This is a genomic window from Castellaniella sp., assembly GCF_047971665.1.
Lineage (GTDB): Bacteria > Pseudomonadota > Gammaproteobacteria > Burkholderiales > Burkholderiaceae_B > Castellaniella.
In genome coordinates, this window is the sequence record NZ_JBKEAA010000016.1 from 45021 (window position 1) to 60618 (window position 15598).

The following is a 15598-nucleotide window of genomic DNA, read 5'->3' on the forward strand; positions in this document are numbered from 1 at the left end:
CGATGCGGGGCCCCGGGCGGGCCCCGTTTTTTTGCCATTTCTTTGCTGTCGGGACTGCTGTGCGGATCTCCGGCCGCCGCGCAGCCGCCGCTGCCGACCGTGACGCTGGAGGTCGGCGGCCACCCCGTCCAGGCCGAGCACGCCGCCACGCCCGAAGCCCTGCGCGAAGGACTGATGCACCGAACTGCGCTGGCGACCGACTCCGGCATGCTGTTCGAACTGGGCGAACCGGACATTCATTGTTTCTGGATGAAGAACACCCTCATCCCGCTGTCCATCGCCTTCATCGACAGCGACGGGCGCATCGTCGACATCCAGGACATGGCGCCGCAAAATCTGACCCCCCACTGTCCAACGGCCCCCATCACCCGCGCCCTGGAAATGAACCAGGGCTGGTTTCTGCGCGCCGGCGTGCGGCCGGGTGACCGGGTGACCCGCTGAGGCCGAGACGGCCTTCCGGCCGGGCGCTCAAGATGCCGCGTTCTCCTGCTTCGCGAGATCGGGCTGCTTGCGTCCGGCCATCAGGGCCAGCGCGACAAAAGCCAGGACCAGCGGCGCAAAGGACACCCACAAGACCATGTCCCAGCCATAGGCGGAAAGCAGCCCGCCGGACGAGAATGAGCCGATCGCCATCAGGCCGAACACGATGAAGTCGTTGAGCGACTGCACCCGCGTCTTTTCTTCGGGTCGATGGCATTCGAGCACTAGCGCGGACGCCCCCAGAAACCCGAAATTCCACCCCAGGCCCAGCAGGATCAGCGTCGCCCAGAAATGCGACACATCGACCCCGCCCAGCCCGATCGCGGCCGACAGGCCGATCAGCAGCAGGCCCGCCGTCACCACGCGCCCGGCGCCCCAGCGCGTGATCAGGCTACCGGTGAAGAAACTGGGGCCGTACATGGCGATCACATGCCATTGCAGCCCCCAGTTGGCCGATACCTGGGAATGTCCCGACAGATGCATCGCCAGCGGCGCGGCCGTCATCAGGAAATTCATCAGCAGATAGGACACTGCGCCGCAGGTCGCTGCGGCGATGAAACGCGGCTGGCGCGCAATCTGCCCCAGAGGCCTGCCGCCCTCGATATCCCGCGCAGTGGGCAGAGGCAGCTTCACCCTCAGCAGGATGAACGCGCACAGCACCGCCACGATCGCCTGGAAGAGATAGGTCGCCGCGAACCGATGGGGGGACCACAGATCCATCGTGTACGTGACCAGTTGCGGCCCCACGATGCCAGCAGCCACGCCGCCGGCCATGACCAGCGACAGCGCGCGGGCGCGACGGCCGGGCGCGACCCCGTCGGCGGCCGCGAACCGGAACGACAGCACGACAGCCGCATAGCCGCCACCGAAAAACGTCGCCAGGCAGAACAACCAGAACCAGCCCAGCAGGACGGCGCCCATGGCCAGCACACCGGTCAGCGCGCCGGCGCCCGTGCCGGCCAGAAAGGCCGCGCGTCGGCCATGCCGGCGGGCGATGGCGCCCGCGGGAAGAATGCAGGCCGCCATGCCCACGACGAAGATCGAAATCGGCAGCGTCGCCAATACAGGAGAAGGCGCCAGCTGATCGCCTACGATGGCCCCGGTGGCATAGACCACCACCGCATTGGCCCCGGCCAGCGCCTGCGCAATGGAAAGCCGCCAGATGTTTTCGCTCTGGACCTTTTCGGGCAGCAGATCGGAAGAATCGATCACGGCTGCTGCGGCACTGTCTTGCGTCATGTTTTCCTTGCCCTTGAAAAAACGGCGAATGCATCACTGCATCCGCCGCGCTCGCGAGTCGGAACCTCGCACGAACCGTTGTCCGGGGCGCGGCACAGGGCCGCATCCCGGGCCGGATCAGGCCAGATTGGCCGCCGCAAAATCCCAGTTCACCAGATTCCAGAAATTTTCCAGGTACTTGGGACGGGCATTGCGATAATCGATATAGTAGGCATGTTCCCACACATCACAGGTCAGCAGCGCCTTGTCGTCCGTATTGACGACCGTCCCGGCATTGCTGGTGTTGACGATATCCAGGCTGCCGTCGCTTTTCTTGACCAGCCAGGTCCAGCCGGAACCGAAATTGCCCGCCGCGGATTGGGTAAAGGCGGCCTTGAAGGCGTCGACGCTGCCCCATTTGGCCTCGATGGCCTGGCGCAACGCGCCGGCGGGTTCGCCGCCCCCCTTGGGAGACAGGCTGTTCCAGTAGAACGTGTGGTTCCAGACCTGGGCCGCGTTGTTGAACACGCCGCCGCTGGATTTGCGGATCACGTCTTCCAGACTCAGGGAGGCCATCTCGGTGCCTTCGAGCGCCTTGTTCAGGTTCGTCACATAGGCCTGATGGTGCTTGCCGTAGTGATATTCCAGTGTTTCCTGAGAGATGTGGGGAGCCAGTGCGTCCATCGCATAGGGCAGCGGCGGCAGGGTAAAAGCCATGACAGTTCCTTCATAAAAAATCGGTTCGAGTCACCTCGGCCTGGGCACGCCCCTGACCGAACTCGATCTCGACGGTCTCATTCAAGTTTAAGTCTAACGCATTTTTGACGAGGCTCCCGTCGGCCCGGCGCACCAGGGCGTAACCGCGCCCCAGGACCCGGTGCGGATCCAGCGCGTCCAGGGCGGCCAGCACCGCATCCAGCCGCCCATGCCGCCGTTGCAACAGGCCATTCAGGCGCGCGGCCACCCGTTCGAGCGCCGCCTGCGGGCGCTGGCCACGTTCCTGCAACACCCCCGTCAGGCCGGCCTGCAAGCGGCGGACGGCAAACGCCAGGCGCTGACGCCGCAGTTGCAGCCGCTGCGCGGGCGACACACATTGAGCGCAAGCCCGGTCCAGCCGGATCGCGGCATGTTCCAGGCGCCGCTGCTGTCCCCGTGCCAGCAGGACACGCGCGGCCTGCAGCCGCCCGAGGGTCTGGCTCCGGTCCTCGCAGCACAATTCCGCCGCCGCTGTCGGCGTCGGCGCGCGCAGATCGGCAACAAAATCAGCAATGGAGAAATCGGTCTCGTGACCGACGCCGCTGATGACGGGAATCGGGCTGGCGGCGATGCGGCGCGCCAGCATCTCGTCATTGAAACACCACAGGTCCTCCAGACTGCCGCCGCCCCGCACCAACAGCAGCGTATCGACCTCGGCGCGCTCGACGGCCCGCGCCAGCGCGGCGCACAGCTGCAGGGCGGCATCGCGCCCCTGGACCTGCGCCGGATAGACGATGATCCGCACATGGGGCGCCCGTCGCGCCATGACCGACAACACATCGCGCAACGCAGCCGCCGACAATGAAGTCACGACCCCCACCGCCCCGGGAAACGCCGCCAGCGCGCGCCGCCGGTCCGGGTCGATCAGCCCCTCGTCGGTGAGCCGGTCGCGCAGGCGCAGGAACGCCTCATGCAGGTCTCCCCGGCCCGCCTGACGCAGCGATTCGACCTGCACCTGGTAATCACCCCGGGGCTCATAGAGCGAAACCTGGACCCTGAACTCGTAGCGCCCCCCCGCTTCGGGCACGAATCCTACCGCCTGGGCGCGCGCCCTGAACATCACGGCGCGCACCGCCGCAGTCTCGTCCTTGATGGAAAAATACCAGTGACCGGACGCGGCCCTCGTGAAATTCGAAATCTCACCCGCCACCCAGAGGCGCGGCACCTCCGCTTCCAGCAGGCGCGCCACCCGGCGGTTGAGTTGCGACACGCTCAGGACAGCATCGTCCCCCGGAGAACCGCTCTCCTCAAGCCTTGAAGCAGAAAAACGCATTGAAACCTATCCACAGAAAGCCCTGATTTGTCAAACAGCCCTGTTTACGGGCTCATCAGGGGACGTCATCAAAATCCACTTCAAAAAGCCAATATAAGTCATTGATTTTTAATTCATTAGAAATCCAGTCCCGGGTGTGCAAAAAATAACCAATCCAGTACGAAGGGCCATGAATCATGCGCGTTCGCCTTCTTGTGCACAGAATTATCCACAGAATCTGTGGATACCGGCGGGAAAGCCGCGCCCTGATTCACGCTCAGGCCTTAGAATACGCATTGACGCCGATTTCCGGCACCCAAACTGCAAGGATCAGGACTTTGTTGGACATCATTCAAACGGCAGGCTGGCCGATCTGGCTGCTCATCGCCACCTCGGTCATCACCCTGGCCATCATCATAGAACGATTCCTGGCCCTGCGCGCCCGCCTGATCATGCCGCCCGGCCTGCCCGAACAAGTCCTCGAACTGGTGCGCCGGCAGCAGGACGAGCCCGACACGGTCCTGCGCCTGGCGCGCGGCAGCCCCCTGGGCCGCATCCTGGCCGAAATCGCCGCTCACCGTCACCAGGATGATGCCTGGAGACTGGCTGCCGTCGAAGCCGTCGGCCGCGATGTCTCCTGGCGGCTGAACCGCTACCTGCCCGCCCTGGCGACCATTTCCGTGATCGCGCCGCTGCTGGGCCTGTTCGGCACCATCGTGGGCATGATCGAAATCTTCGGCGCCTACGATCCGTCCGGCGGTGATCCGGCGCAACTGGCCCGGGGGATTTCGATCGCCCTGTACAACACGGGGTTCGGCATCCTGATCGCCATCCCCGCGCTGGCCTTTCATCGCTATTTCCGCTCCCGCGTCGAGTACTTCCTGCATACCATGGAACGCGAGGCCGAGACCCTGAACCGCCTGATCAGCCGGCGCGCCGCTCCATGAATTTCCACCACCATCGCGCCCACGACGAGCCCGAGATCAACCTGATCCCGCTGATCGACGTCTTGCTGGTGATCCTGATTTTCCTGGCGGCCTCGACCTCGTTCACCCGTCACCGTCAGTTGCAGATCGCCCTGCCCCAGGCCCAGGCCGAAGCGCCCGATTCCTCGCCTTTCGTCGAACTGTCGATCAGCCGCGATGGCCTCTACGCACTGGACGGCCACTATGTCGACGCCGCAGACGATGCGACCCTGGCCGACAGTCTGCGTCAAGCAGCCTCGGACCGTCCCGACATCGCCCTGCGCATCGACGCTGACGGACAGGCCTCGCATGCCGCCGTGGTCCGCGCGCTGGAAGCCGCCCGCCTGGCCCACATCGGCCGGGTGCATTTCCTGACCCAGGCCCGTCCGTGAGCGCCACGGATCATCCCGACCGCGAACACCGAAAGACGCCGCCCGACGCGCATCCCGTCCGCCGCCGGATCGAAGACTGCCTGCTGGCGGCCTGGCGCCACCGTGGCGGCCTGAGCACCCTGCTGCTGCCCCTGTCCTGGCTCTATGGCGGACTGTCGGCCCGGCGGCTGCGATCCCGGGCCCGCCGGGCCTGGCAAGCGCCGGTGCCGGTCGTGGTCGTCGGCAACATCCTGATCGGCGGCACCGGCAAGACCCCGGTCACCGTGGCCGTCTGCCAGGCGCTGAAGGCCCGCGGCTGGCATCCCGGCATCATCAGCCGGGGCTATGGCGCCGACATCGGGCCCCAGCCCCGGCTGAGCGACCAGGGCGGCGAGGCCAGCCACCTGGGCGACGAGCCCGCCCTGATCCACGCCGTGACCGGCGCGCCTGTCGCGGTCCACCCCCGGCGCGCCCTGGCGGCCTGCACCTTGCTGTCCGCCCACCCGGACGTGAACGTCCTCATCGCCGACGATGGCCTGCAACACACCGCGCTGGCCAGAGACCTGGAAATCATCGTCCAGGACGGCCGCGGCATCGGCAATGGCCGCCTGCTGCCGGCGGGGCCCCTGCGCGAACCCCCTGTCCGCCTGGATCGTGCCGACTGGCTCGTCACCCACCTGGCGACCGATGAGCCCCCGCCATCAACGCCTGCCAGCGCCACCACCGGCGGGCCACGCGAGATCGTCATGCGCCTGCAACCCGAGCGCATCACACATCTGGCCAGTCGCCGCGACCTGCCCTGGACGACCTGGCGCAGCGAACAGGCCGCCGCCCCCTGCAGCGCGGCGGCGGGCATCGGCCGTCCCGAGCGTTTCTTCGCCATGCTGCGTGCCGCTGGCGTGACCCTGGTCCGTACCCTGCGTATCCCCGATCACCAGGCAATTCCGGCGGAAGCGCTGCGGGACCTGCCCGGCGGCCCGGTCCTGATCACCCCCAAGGATGCCGTGAAATGCACGGTTCCGTACGATCCGCGGCTGTGGGCCGTGAGCGCGGCGCCGGTCTTTTCCGATCCGGGATGGCTGGACGCGCTCGATCAGCGCCTGCGAGCCGTCGCCGCCCGCCGTCCACCCCGTCACGCCTAGAGCCAACTCCGCGCGCGGCATGGCAACCAGCCGCACAAGGACAGCGTCAGGCATTACACTTGATGCTCCGTTTTCTTTTCCGGACCCTGCCCGCCCATGGAAACCCGCCTGCTGCAGATCCTCGCCTGCCCCCTCTGCAAGAGCGCACTGCGCCACGACCGCGACCGCCAGGAACTGATCTGCGCCGCCGACCGCCTGGCCTACCCCATCCGTGACGGCGTGCCCATCATGCTGCCCTCGGAGGCCCGCTCACTGGACACGGCCCCGGCGCCCGCCGCATGACTTTCATCGTCGTCATCCCTGCGCGCGCCGCCTCGACCCGCCTGCCCGGCAAGCCGCTGCTCGACCTGGGCGGCCTGCCGATGGTGGTGCGGACCGCGCAGCAGGCCGCCCGCTCGGCCGCGAGCCGGGTTCTGATCGCCACCGACCACGCCGATATCGCCCGGGCGGCGGCCCATCACGGCATCGAAGTCCTGATGACCCGCCCGGACCACCCGACCGGCACCGACCGTCTGGCCGAAGTCGCCACGACGCTGGCGCTGGACGACGAGGCCATCGTGGTCAACGTCCAGGGCGACGAACCGTTGATCGATCCCGCCCTGATCGACGCCGTGGCGACCCTGCTGGCGCAACATCCCGACGCAGCCATCGCCACCTGCGCGGCGCCGATCCTCGATGCCGAGACTCTGTTTGACCCGAACGCGGTCAAAGTCGTCTGCGGCGCTCAGGATCGCGCCCTGTATTTTTCCCGTGCCCCGATTCCCTGGGCCCGCGATGCACTGGCCGACGGCCGGCAGCGCCTGGCGCCCGGCCTGCCCGCCTGGCTCCATATCGGCCTGTATGCCTACCGCGCCGGGTTCCTGCGGCAATTCCCCGAACTGCCGCCGGGTCGGCTCGAGCGCGTCGAGTCCCTGGAACAACTGCGCGCCCTGGAGCAAGGTTTTCCCATTCTGGTCCATGCCGCCGGCGCGGTGCCGGCGCGGGGCGTGGATACGCCTGAGGACCTGGCCCGGGTGCGCGCCCTGTTCGACGACGGCCCGCCTTCCCCGCCGGTCTGATGCCTGCAGGAATTGCTGCGTTGCGGCATAATCGGAAAAATTTCAAAAAATAGTTATCGCGATTGATCGGAGGAAATCATGCGTTTGATTCTGCTCGGCCCCCCCGGGGCGGGAAAAGGCACTCAGGCGGCCTACATCACCGAAGCATTCAACATCCCGCAGATTTCAACCGGCGACATGCTGCGCGCAGCGGTCAAGGCGCAGACCCCGCTGGGGCTGGAAGCCAAGAAAATCATGGATAGCGGCGGCCTCGTCTCCGACGACATCATCATCGGCCTGGTCCGCGACCGTCTGCAGCTTCCCGATTGCAAGACAGGTTACCTGTTCGACGGCTTCCCGCGCACCATTCCCCAGGCCGACGCCCTCAAGAACGCCCACGTGGCGCTCGACTATGTGATCGAAATCGCTGTTCCCGAAGAAAGCATCATCGAGCGCATGAGCGGCCGGCGCGTGCACGTGGCCAGTGGCCGGACCTACCATCTCAAGTTCAATCCGCCCAAGCGCGAAGGTCTGGACGACGAAACCGGCGAGCCCCTGATCCAGCGTGACGACGACCGCGAAGAAACCGTGCGGCACCGCCTGTCGGTCTACCGTGACCAGACCCGTCCGCTGGTGGACTACTATTCCAGCTGGGCCGCCGAGGGGGCTGCCGAAGCCCCCCGCTACGCACAGATTTCGGGCGTCGGCTCGGTCGACGAAATCCGTGAGCGCATTCTCGGCATCCTGCGCGCGCATCACGCCTCCTGACCCTTACCGGACCTTGTCATGGACATTCGCAACCAAGTCATCCTCATCACCGGCGGGGCCTCGGGCCTGGGAGCGGGCACGGCCCGCGCCCTGACTGCCCAGGGCGCCCGTGTGGTCCTGGCCGATGTCCAGGACGAAGCCGGCCAGGCGCTGGCCGCCGAGCTCGGCCAGACCTACGTGCATTGCGACGTCACCGCCGAGGCCGACGCTCAGGCCGCCGTCGACGCGGCTCTGGCCCAGGGCACACTGCGCGGCCTGGTCAATTGCGCCGGCATCGCCCCGGCCTCGCGTATCGTGAGCAAGAACGGCCCGCACGAACTGTCCCTGTTCCGGCGCGTGATCGACATCAACCTGATCGGCTCGTTCAACATGGACCGGCTGGCCGCGCAGGCCATGTCCGCCAACGCCCCCCAATCGACCGGCGAACGCGGCGTGCTCATCAACACGGCCTCTGTCGCAGCGTATGACGGCCAGATCGGCCAGGCCGCCTACGCGGCCTCCAAGGCCGGTGTCGTCGGCATGACGCTGGCCATCGCGCGCGACCTGTCGCGGCTGGGCATCCGCTGCATGACCATCGCCCCGGGCATCTTCGGCACGCCCATGATTTTCGGCATGCCCCAGGAAGTCCAGGATTCCCTGGCCGCCAGCGTCCCCTTCCCCGCGCGTCTTGGCCGTCCCGAGGACTACGCCAAACTGGTGCTCTCGATCTTCGACAACGACATGCTCAATGGCGAAACCATCCGGCTGGACGGCGCCATCCGCATGGCGCCCAAGTAACGGCGAGATCATGCCCCCACGCTGCGCTGCCTACGGCCGCTTGCTGCCCCCCGAGGGGGCGCTTTTTGCCTTGGGGCGGCCCGGCGGCAAAATCATCATGCCCCCACGCAGCCTGTCGATCACATGAGTCTGCTGCGTTCGGCCGCAACGATCAGCGGTCTGACGCTGTTTTCCCGCGTCACGGGCATGCTGCGCGATGTGCTCATCGCGTCGGTCTATGGCGCCGGGCCGCTCACGGATGCGTTCTGGGTCGCGTTCCGCATTCCGAACCTGCTGCGCCGGCTGTTCGCCGAAGGCGCTTTTTCCCAGGCCTTCGTTCCCATCCTGGGCGAGGTTCGCGAACGCGGTGACCACGAGACGCTGCGTCGCCTGCTGGACCGGGTGGCCCTGCTGCTGTTCTTCACTCTGTGCGGCGTGACCCTGGTTGGCATGCTCGGAGCCACCTGGGTTGTCACTGCCATGGCCAGTGGCATGCGCCATGCCTCCCGCGCCCACGAATTCGGCGAGGCCGTGTGGATGACCCGGCTGATGTTCCCCTACATCGTCTGTATGTCCCTGGTGGCCTTCGCCTCGGGGGTGCTCAATACCTTCAGCCGCTTCGCCATCCCCGCCTTCACCCCCGTCCTGCTGAACCTGTCGATGATCGGTGCCAGCCTGCTGCTGGCGGGCCACATGGCGCAACCGATCCATGCCCTGGCGGTGGGAGTCATGATCGGCGGGATGCTGCAACTGCTGGTGCAGTGGATCGCCCTGGGAAGGCTGGGCCTGCTGCCGCGCTGGGGCCAAGGCCTGCGGGCGGCCTGGCAGGATCCGACGGTACGCCGCATCCTGCGGCAGATGCTGCCCGCTACCCTGGGCGTCTCGGTCGCCCAGTTGTCGCTGCTGATCAACACCAACATCGCCACCTGGCTCGCACCCGGCAGCGTCACCTGGCTGTCCTTTGCCGACCGGCTGATGGAATTTCCCACCGCGCTGCTGGGCGTCGCCCTGGGCACCGTGCTGCTGCCCAGCCTGTCGGCCGCGCACGCCCGCCAGGATCACGCCGCCTACAATGCCCTGCTGGACTGGGGATTGCGCCTGGTGCTGCTCCTGGGCCTGCCTGCCGCGCTGGGGATGGCGCTGCTCTCTGACGGGCTGGTAGCCGTTCTGTTCAACTATGGCGCCTTTTCGCCCGACGACGTCGCCCAGACCCGGCTGGCCGTCATGGCCTACGCCGTGGGCCTGCTGGGCCTGCTGGCGATCAAGATCCTGGCACCCGGGTTCTATGCCAAACAGGACATCCGCACGCCGGTGCACATCGCGATCGCTGTCCTGGTCTTCACTCAGCTGATGAATCTGGTGCTGGTGCCCTGGCTGGCCCATGCGGGGTTGGCTCTGTCCATCGGCCTGGGCGCCAGCGCCAATGCCCTGACCCTGGTGGTCCTGTTGCGCCGCCGGGGACTGTACACCCCGCTGTCCGGTTGGCCGCTGTTCTGCCTGCGCCAGCTGCCGGCGCTGGCCGCCCTGGCCGCCGTCCTGCTGGCGGCCGATCATTTCCTGGACTGGATCGCGCTGGGCACCCGACCGGGCATGCGGGCCGCCTGGCTGGCCGGGGTGCTGGCCGCGTCCGGCCTGGCCTATTTCAGCGCCTTGTTTTTATTCGGCTTTCGCCCCAGAGACTTTACACGTCGTCGCGCATAGGATAGAATCGCTGTCTTTGACGCAACCCCGTATACCTATACTTTTATGGCCAATTCCGCCCAAGCCCGCAAGCGCGCCCGCCAGGCTGTCGCTCACAACAAACACAATGCCAGCATGCGCTCGATGCTGCGCACCGCCATCAAGCGTGTGCGTCAGGCCATCGAAGCGGGCGACAAGACCGCCGCCAACGAAGTCTTCCGCAAGGCCAGCGCCGTCATCGACCGCGTTGCCGACAAGCAGATCATCCACAAGAACAAGGCCGCTCGCCACAAGAGCCGCCTGTCGGCCGCGATCAAGGCTCTGGCCTGATCCAATCCCGGGGGCTTGCGCCATCAAAAAGGACGCTTCGGCGTCCTTTTTCGTTTTTGCGCATGCCCGGACATGCGGACATGCACCATCAGGCACAGGCCAGTCCGCAGCGGCTGGCCCGTGCTCAGACTCATTCCTGGCGTCCCAGCAGCAGGAACTCCATCAGGGCTTTTTGCACATGCAGGCGGTTTTCCGCCTCGTCCCAGACCACGCTCTGCGGTCCGTCGATGACCTCGCCCGTGACCTCTTCGCCCCGATGCGCCGGCAGGCAATGCATGAACACCGCATCAGAATGGGCCACCGCCATCATCCGGTCATCGACACACCAGTCGGCAAACGCCAGACGCCGGGCCTCGTTCTCGGATTCGTAACCCATGCTGGTCCAGACATCGGTCGTGACCAGATCGGCGCCCTCGCAGGCATCCAGGGGGTCATCGAATTCGCGCAGGATCGATGCCGGCTGGCTGCCCACGCGCAGCGGGTCCAGACGGTAACCCGCCGGCGCCGACACATGCAGCGTGAAGCCCAGCAGTTCGGCGGCGTGCAGCCAGGTGTAGGACATGTTGTTGGCATCCCCGATCCAGGCGACCGTCTTGCCACGGATCGGACCGCGATGTTCGACGAACGTCAGGATGTCGGCCAGGATCTGGCAGGGATGGAATTCATTGGTCAGACCGTTGATGACCGGCACCCTGGAATGCGCCGCGAAACGCTCGATGCGCGTCTGCTCGAACGTCCGGATCATCACCAGATCGACCATGCGCGACACCACCCGCGCGGTGTCTTCGATGGGTTCGGCGCGCCCCAGTTGAGAACCCTCGGTGGTCAGATAGATGACCGAGCCGCCCAGCTGATACATCCCGGCCTCGAACGACACCCGGGTCCGGGTGCTGGCCTTTTCGAACACCATCGCCAGATTGCGATCATGCAGCGTGTGATGCGGCAGATAGCGTTTGAACTTGTCCTTGATGCGCCGAGCCCGGTCAATGACGTAGAGGATCTCGTTCTCGGAAAAATCACGCAACTGCAAGAAATGACGCAAAGGCCCGGTCAGATTGGCGGCAGACATGTCAAACCCTGGGTAAAACGATCATGTTACCGTGTGCATTGACCGTGTGCAAAACATTGTGATTCCTTGATCGGATACAATGCGCGGCGAAGGGAAGCAACGCACCGCCTTTATCCAGGACGCGTCCCTTCTTTGGAACCACCACATGAGCCACCCTGTTCAGCATCTGATCATCCACGGCAAGACCCTGGAGGGCCAGCGGTTTCGCCCCAGTGACTGGGCCGAACGCCTGGCGGGGGTCCTGTCACAGTTCCGGCCGGCCGGTCTCGCCGCCAACCCCCTCTCCTACTCTCCCTACGCCATGCCGCGCACCCTCGACGGCCTGCCCTGCATCATGATCGATCATCGCCTGCGTCAGCTGGAACCGCTGGCCTGGAAGTTCGCCTGCGACTTTGCCGAAAGCAATCATCTGCAGACTTCGAACACAGCCGATGACGACACCAAGAGCGCGCAGGACGGGAGTGCGCGCCCTCCTGCCTGAGCCCGCTTTCCCCCGCGCGCGTCATCGGCATCATCGGCGCATGACCGCCATCGCACGCGACACGCCGACGGTCGCGTGATGCTCACCATCCGTATCGCCGCGGCCTCATCTGTGCCAAGATCATCTCATGACCTCCTGGGATCTATTCGGCGACCACGACCCCGGCCAGCGTACACGCCTGGGCCCCCAAGCCTGGGTGCTGCGCGGCTTCGCGCTGCCCTGGATAGATGAACTGCTGCCGGCGCTGAACCGCATCGAAGCCGCCGCTCCCTTTCGCCACATGCGCACACCGGGCGGGTTCATGATGTCCGCCGCGCTGAGCAGCTGCGGCCCACTGGGCTGGACGAGCGACCGACGCGGCTACCGCTACAGCCCCATCGATCCAGAAAGCGGCCTGGTCTGGCCTGCGATGCCAGCCTCATTCCTGCGCCTCGCCCTCGAGGCGGCGGCGGCGGCCGGATTCGAGGATTTCATCCCCGACGCCTGCCTGATCAACCGCTATCTTCCCGGCGCCCGGATGTCCCTGCACCAGGACAAGAACGAGCGGGATTTCCACGCGCCCATCGTGTCGGTTTCTCTGGGAATGAGCGCCACGTTCCTGTTCGGCGGCCATGCGCGATCCGACAAGGCCGCCAGAGTCCCGCTCCATCACGGCGACATTGCGGTCTGGGGCGGTGTGGACCGGCTGCGCTACCACGGAGTCCTGCCGCTGGGAGAGACGCCACACCCGCGGCTGGGCCGCCGACGCATCAACCTCACCTTTCGCAAGGCGGGTTGAACGTGCGGGGCGCCAGGGTCGGCACGATGGGCGAACGATGCGCCGGCACCGTGCGGACCGGGACGCCTTTGCGTCCCCGAAGGATCACTTGGCCGGCGGATCCTGCTTCAGCTGAGGAATGTCCGACTGGCCGGTCTTGGTCAGCAGACCCGTCTGTGTATAGGTGAACAGCTTGGCGCGTGTGTCCACGATATCCAGATTGCGCATCGTCAGCTGACCGATACGATCCAGCGGCGAGAACATGGACTCGCCCTTTTCCATCGTCAGACGGTCGGGATGGTAGGTCAGGTTGGGCGAGCGCGTGTCGAGGATCGAATAGTCGTTGCCCCGGCGCAGTTCCAGGGCGACCTCGCCCGTGATCGCGCGCGCCACCCAGCGCTGGGCGGTTTCGCGCAGCATGATGGCCTGGGGATCAAACCAGCGGCCCTGGTACAGCAACCGGCCCAGCCGCAGGCCATTGATGCGGTATTGCTCGATCGTGTCCTCGTTGTGGATCCCGGTCACCAGGCGCTCATAGGCCGTGTGCAGCAGCGCCATGCCCGGCGCCTCGTAGATCCCGCGGCTCTTGGCCTCGATGATGCGGTTCTCGATCTGGTCGCTCATGCCCAGGCCGTGACGGCCGCCGATGCGGTTGGCCTCCAGCATCAGTTCGACCGGGTCGGCATACTCGACCCCGTTCAGGGCCACAGGCTGACCCTCTTCGAAGCGCACCGTGACCTCCTCGGCCTTGACCTCGGTCTCGGGTTTCCAGAACGCCACGCCCATGATGGGCTGCACGATGCGGATGCCCGAATCCAGCTGCTCCAGGTCCTTGGCCTCATGCGTGGCGCCCAGCATGTTGGAGTCCGTGGAATAGGCTTTTTCCGCCGACATCTTGTAGTCGAAGCCGTTTTCCTGCATGTACTGGGACATCTCGGCCCGGCCGCCCAGCTCGTCGATGAACTGCTGGTCCAGCCAGGGCTTGTAGATCTTCAGATCGGGATTGGTCAGCAGGCCATAGCGGTAGAAACGCTCGATGTCGTTGCCCTTGAACGTGCTGCCGTCACCCCAGATGTGGACATCGTCCTCGCGCATGGCCGACACCAGCATCGTGCCCGTCACCGCGCGGCCGATGGGAGTGGTATTGAAATACGTGATGCCGCCGGTGGAAATGTGGAACGCGTTGCACTGCAGGGCGGCAATGCCCTCGGCCACCAGTTGCGCGCGGCAGTCCACCAGCCGCGCGCCCTGGGCGCCATAGCGCAGGGCCTTGCGGGGAATCTCGTCGTAATCCGGTTCGTCGGGCTGCCCCAGATTCGCCGTGTAGGCAAAGGGCAACGCACCCTTGTTCTTCATCCACAGCAGCGCGGCGCTGGTGTCCAGCCCGCCCGAAAAGGCGATGCCGACCTTCTGGCCGGTCGGCAGATTTTCAAGAATGGTTGTGCTCATGAGGTTCCGGATAAGCCTGGGGTTGAAATCAATCCCGCATTATATCGTCGCCCTACGGTCCGGCATGCCGGCCGACCTTGTGATCAGGCGGCTCGGCCAGGCCGGCGCACGACCAGCCCGCCTGTGCTACGGTGAACAGCACCGGAACCGGATCCACCTTCAAGCCACTCACAGGACTCCCATGACGAAGCCTCCCATCAGCCGCTATCCCGTCCCCGACCTGAACACCCTGCCCCAGGACATCCGCGACCGCATCCTGGCTGTCCAGGAAAAGGCCGGATTCATCCCCAATGTGTTTCTGGCGCTGGCCCACCGCCCGGCCGAGTTCCGCGCGTTCTTCGCCTATCACGACGCCCTGATGGAAAAGGACGGCAGCCTGACGCCCGCCGAGCGCGAAATGATCGTGGTCGCAACGTCAGGGGCCAACCATTGCCAGTACTGCGTGATCGCCCACGGCGCCGTCCTGCGCATCCGCGCCCGCAATCCGCTGATCGCCGACCAGATCGCCATCAATCATCGCAAGGCGGACCTGACGCCCCGTGAAATGGCCATGCTGGATTTCGCCCTCAAGGTCTCGCTGGACGCGCAGGACATCGACGAATCCGACTTCCAGGCCCTGCACCCCCACGGCTTCGACGACGAGGACATCTGGGATATCGCCGCGATTGCCGCTTTCTTCGGGCTGAGCAACCGGATGGTGAACTTCATGTCCATGCGCCCCAATGATGAGTTCTACCTGATGGGGCGGCTGCCCAAGGGCTCGCACTGACGAGCGCAGAGAGAGTCTTTTCCAAAACACAGATGAGTCTGAACTTGCGGAGAACTGGCGGTTCAGACGGCCTTGTCGGCGGATCGTCGATGGATGGTTGCAAACAGCGCCGAGCGGGCCTTTTGCAGCTGCTCGGCGGCTTCATTATCACTCATGGCCCGCGCCTCGATGAGCAGGCTCTGTAGGGTGATACCGGGCTTGAGCCCCCGGGCGCGCGCCGGCAGGCTGTGCAGCTTCTCCAGCGGAGTTCGCACGAGCGCTTGAGGGTAGGTGGTGCGGATCTTGCCTTTGGCATCGATCGTCTGCTCGGGAAACAGG

At 65.8% G+C, this 15598-nt stretch carries 18 protein-coding genes and 1 pseudogene; 13 read left to right on the plus strand and 6 right to left on the minus strand.

Translation table 11 applies throughout. From position 1 onward, the window contains the following. Positions 1 to 42 precede the first annotated feature (42 nt). Positions 43 to 441: a DUF192 domain-containing protein gene (locus ACK5JE_RS06050; protein ID WP_416800796.1), complete on the plus strand. Its 399-nt coding sequence runs from the start codon at positions 43 to 45 to the stop codon at positions 439 to 441. 27 nt (positions 442 to 468) lie between these two features. On the opposite strand, the gene ACK5JE_RS06055 is transcribed toward ACK5JE_RS06050, so the two are convergent. The 3 genes from ACK5JE_RS06055 to xseA all read right to left on the minus strand — a co-directional run bounded on the left by ACK5JE_RS06055 (position 469) and on the right by xseA (position 3727). Then, on the minus strand, positions 469 to 1719 hold the full coding sequence (locus tag ACK5JE_RS06055) for an MFS transporter (RefSeq protein ID WP_416800797.1): 1251 nt from the start codon (positions 1717 to 1719) through the stop codon (positions 469 to 471). A 117-nt stretch (positions 1720 to 1836) separates the two neighbouring features. Then, the gene (gene sodB, locus ACK5JE_RS06060; RefSeq protein ID WP_416800798.1) at positions 1837 to 2415 is read right to left on the minus strand and encodes a superoxide dismutase [Fe]; all 579 of its coding nucleotides are present in this window, start codon (positions 2413 to 2415) and stop codon (positions 1837 to 1839) included. 10 nt (positions 2416 to 2425) lie between these two features. Continuing rightward, the gene (gene xseA, locus ACK5JE_RS06065) at positions 2426 to 3727 is read right to left on the minus strand and encodes an exodeoxyribonuclease VII large subunit (RefSeq protein WP_416800799.1); all 1302 of its coding nucleotides are present in this window, start codon (positions 3725 to 3727) and stop codon (positions 2426 to 2428) included. A 317-nt stretch (positions 3728 to 4044) separates the two neighbouring features. Here xseA and ACK5JE_RS06070 point away from each other — a divergent pair, with 317 nt between their 5' ends. The 9 genes from ACK5JE_RS06070 (at position 4045) to rpsT (ending at position 10755) form a co-directional block, all read left to right on the plus strand. Beyond that, positions 4045 to 4653, plus strand: coding sequence for a MotA/TolQ/ExbB proton channel family protein (locus tag ACK5JE_RS06070; RefSeq protein ID WP_416800800.1), 609 nt, complete (start codon positions 4045 to 4047; stop codon positions 4651 to 4653). After that, positions 4650 to 5063: an ExbD/TolR family protein gene (locus tag ACK5JE_RS06075; protein ID WP_416800801.1), complete on the plus strand. Its 414-nt coding sequence runs from the start codon at positions 4650 to 4652 to the stop codon at positions 5061 to 5063. The genes ACK5JE_RS06070 and ACK5JE_RS06075 overlap by 4 nt, the downstream gene beginning before the upstream one ends. A 68-nt stretch (positions 5064 to 5131) precedes the next feature. Then, positions 5132 to 6184 carry a tetraacyldisaccharide 4'-kinase gene (lpxK, locus tag ACK5JE_RS06080; protein WP_416800816.1) on the plus strand — a complete coding sequence of 351 codons (1053 nt, stop codon included), beginning with the start codon at positions 5132 to 5134 and terminating at the stop codon, positions 6182 to 6184. Between the two features lie 96 nt (positions 6185 to 6280). Beyond that, complete coding sequence (locus tag ACK5JE_RS06085; protein WP_416800802.1) at positions 6281 to 6466, plus strand: Trm112 family protein; 186 nt, start codon at positions 6281 to 6283, stop codon at positions 6464 to 6466. Next, a complete protein-coding gene (gene kdsB / locus ACK5JE_RS06090; protein ID WP_416800803.1) occupies positions 6463 to 7242 on the plus strand; it encodes a 3-deoxy-manno-octulosonate cytidylyltransferase in 780 nt (259 codons plus the stop codon). Before ACK5JE_RS06085 ends, kdsB begins: the two co-directional genes overlap by 4 nt. Positions 7243 to 7320: 78 nt before the next feature. Further along, positions 7321 to 7989: an adenylate kinase gene (adk, locus tag ACK5JE_RS06095; protein ID WP_416800804.1), complete on the plus strand. Its 669-nt coding sequence runs from the start codon at positions 7321 to 7323 to the stop codon at positions 7987 to 7989. 18 nt (positions 7990 to 8007) lie between these two features. Next, entirely contained in the window at positions 8008 to 8766 is a 759-nt protein-coding gene (locus ACK5JE_RS06100) for a 3-hydroxyacyl-CoA dehydrogenase (protein ID WP_416800805.1), read from the plus strand. A gap of 123 nt (positions 8767 to 8889) precedes the next feature. Then, entirely contained in the window at positions 8890 to 10446 is a 1557-nt protein-coding gene (gene murJ, locus ACK5JE_RS06105; protein ID WP_416800806.1) for a murein biosynthesis integral membrane protein MurJ, read from the plus strand. Between the two features lie 45 nt (positions 10447 to 10491). Further along, positions 10492 to 10755, plus strand: a complete 264-nt coding sequence (gene rpsT / locus ACK5JE_RS06110; protein WP_416800807.1) for a 30S ribosomal protein S20 — start codon at positions 10492 to 10494, stop codon at positions 10753 to 10755. Between the two features lie 130 nt (positions 10756 to 10885). Here rpsT and argF read toward each other — a convergent pair whose 3' ends face one another. Next, positions 10886 to 11824 (minus strand): ornithine carbamoyltransferase, encoded by a 939-nt coding sequence (gene argF, locus ACK5JE_RS06115; protein ID WP_416800808.1) that lies wholly within the window; start codon positions 11822 to 11824, stop codon positions 10886 to 10888. A 145-nt stretch (positions 11825 to 11969) separates the two neighbouring features. On the opposite strand from argF, the gene ACK5JE_RS06120 reads away from it, so the two are divergent. Further along, complete coding sequence (locus ACK5JE_RS06120) at positions 11970 to 12305, plus strand: DUF3579 domain-containing protein (protein WP_416800809.1); 336 nt, start codon at positions 11970 to 11972, stop codon at positions 12303 to 12305. A 127-nt stretch (positions 12306 to 12432) separates the two neighbouring features. Beyond that, positions 12433 to 13083 carry a DNA oxidative demethylase AlkB gene (gene alkB / locus ACK5JE_RS06125; protein ID WP_416800810.1) on the plus strand — a complete coding sequence of 217 codons (651 nt, stop codon included), beginning with the start codon at positions 12433 to 12435 and terminating at the stop codon, positions 13081 to 13083. An 84-nt stretch (positions 13084 to 13167) separates the two neighbouring features. Here the strand turns inward: alkB and argG are convergent, their stop codons facing one another. Then, positions 13168 to 14511 (minus strand): argininosuccinate synthase, encoded by a 1344-nt coding sequence (gene argG, locus ACK5JE_RS06130; protein ID WP_416800811.1) that lies wholly within the window; start codon positions 14509 to 14511, stop codon positions 13168 to 13170. 181 nt (positions 14512 to 14692) lie between these two features. Here argG and ACK5JE_RS06135 point away from each other — a divergent pair, with 181 nt between their 5' ends. Then, positions 14693 to 15280, plus strand: coding sequence for a peroxidase-related enzyme (locus ACK5JE_RS06135; protein WP_416800812.1), 588 nt, complete (start codon positions 14693 to 14695; stop codon positions 15278 to 15280). 62 nt (positions 15281 to 15342) lie between these two features. Here ACK5JE_RS06135 and ACK5JE_RS06140 read toward each other — a convergent pair. Next, a pseudogene (locus ACK5JE_RS06140) lies at positions 15343 to 15598 on the minus strand (integrase); the annotation flags it as partial.